The organism is Haliscomenobacter sp. (assembly GCF_040403615.1).
GTDB lineage: Bacteria > Bacteroidota > Bacteroidia > Chitinophagales > Saprospiraceae > Haliscomenobacter.
On sequence record NZ_JBBAKG010000260.1, the window covers coordinates 1 to 1,630 of the forward strand.

Genomic DNA, 1,630 nt, shown 5'->3' on the forward strand with positions numbered 1-1,630 from the left:
CATTGCTAAATTCTTACACTGCGGGTTGTGTACTAGGCACTAAGAAATTTCTACTAAAGCGCGTAGGCTCAATTTATGAAACGCATCAGCACGGTTATCCTCATAGTAATTACCTTGGTCATTAACTCGATTTCGCCTGCAAACGCTGCTGTGACTTGGTCCCAAACATCAACTCTAGACACGACATTTGATGGCAGTGTATACAACCCACAGTATGACCTGGAATACACAACTGTGGCAATATTTGATAACAACTCTGACAAAATAAACTTTTACTTGGAATTTTCGAAAATACCAACAGTTAATATGTTTAACACTGGAAATGCTGCTTTTGGAGTAATTTTGTTAGATTACGATTTTAATAATCAAGCAGATTTTGCACTCTACACCCAAGATGTAACTCTGACAACTGACCTTACTGGAGTTGATGGGTTAGCCAATGTATGGACTGGGGGGGTTAATGTCTATTCTCCTTGTGCTGTTTCAGTGTTTACAAATATTGCTGAAGGTAAGAAGTGGATAGGATTTTCAACATCACGGAGTTGTATTGGACTACCAAAATCATTTGGGCTACTCGGTTTAGCACAGAATAATTCAAAGAATTCAGGAAAAGATTTTGATTTTGCTCCAACAAACTACTTCCGCGTAAACCTGCCTACCACCGCCACGGGAGGGAGCACTACAACGACAAATCCTGATGTTGGAGCAACCTTTATATTGCCTACTACAAAAGCAAATGAGTCAAAAGCAGCAAGTACATACTCAGATTCACCACAGGACTTGTCCAAGCTTTCAGAAGATTTACTTCCTTCTGTCGTCACCGTTCAATGTGATGGAGGGTCAGGCACCGGTTGGAGCGCAGATGTAGCTATGTCCACCGACCTTCAGTCAGCGGGATATAAATCTCTCGTTGTAACTAATCATCACGTTATCCAGAATTGCTTGACAAGTAAGTTAGTAACGCTGGTCTTAAACAGCAAAGTCTCTTTGCCTGGAACAATTGTCTCTTGGAGCAAGAATGATGACATTGCCGGCATAGCTGTGAAATCTTCGATTCCCGCATTGCAATGGATAGGTTCAAATCCGAAGCAAGGATGGTGGGTGGGTGTATTGGGTTCTCCTCTAGGAGTTTCTGGAATTCTAACTACCGGAATCATTTCATCTACCAATTCCATCGGTAGTAGATTTACTTTCACAGCCGCTATCAATCCGGGAAATTCAGGTGGACCTGTATTTGATAGTACTGGCCGGGTTCTCGGTCTAGCTACATCCAAGAACCTTATTTCGACAGATTCACTTGCAGAAGGATTCGGAAATGCACAAGGTACTCCGCTGCTTTGTTCAATAATCGTAAGTTGCACCATCGAGAAAAGTCCTTGGAATGGAACGCCGAAGTACCCTTCTTCATCTTCCGTGATTGATAAGGCAGCAGCTGAAGCTGCAGCAAAGATTGCTCAAGAAAAAGCAGTTGCAGATGCCAAGGCAGCAGCTGAAGGTGCAGCAAAGATTGCTCAAGACAAAGCAGTTGCAGATGCCAAGGCAGCAGCTGAAGGTGCAGCAAAGATTGCTCAAGACAAAGCAGTTGCAGATGCCAAGGCAGCAGCTGAAGGTGCAGCAAAGATTGCTCAAG

At 43.3% G+C, this 1,630-nt stretch carries 1 protein-coding gene; it reads left to right on the forward strand.

What is annotated here, in order from left to right; all coding sequences use genetic code 11:
• Positions 1-75: 75 nt before the first annotated feature.
• A partial coding sequence (locus ABW391_RS29420; RefSeq protein ID WP_353485475.1) for a S1C family serine protease occupies positions 76-1,630 on the forward strand: 1,555 nt, incomplete at its 3' end.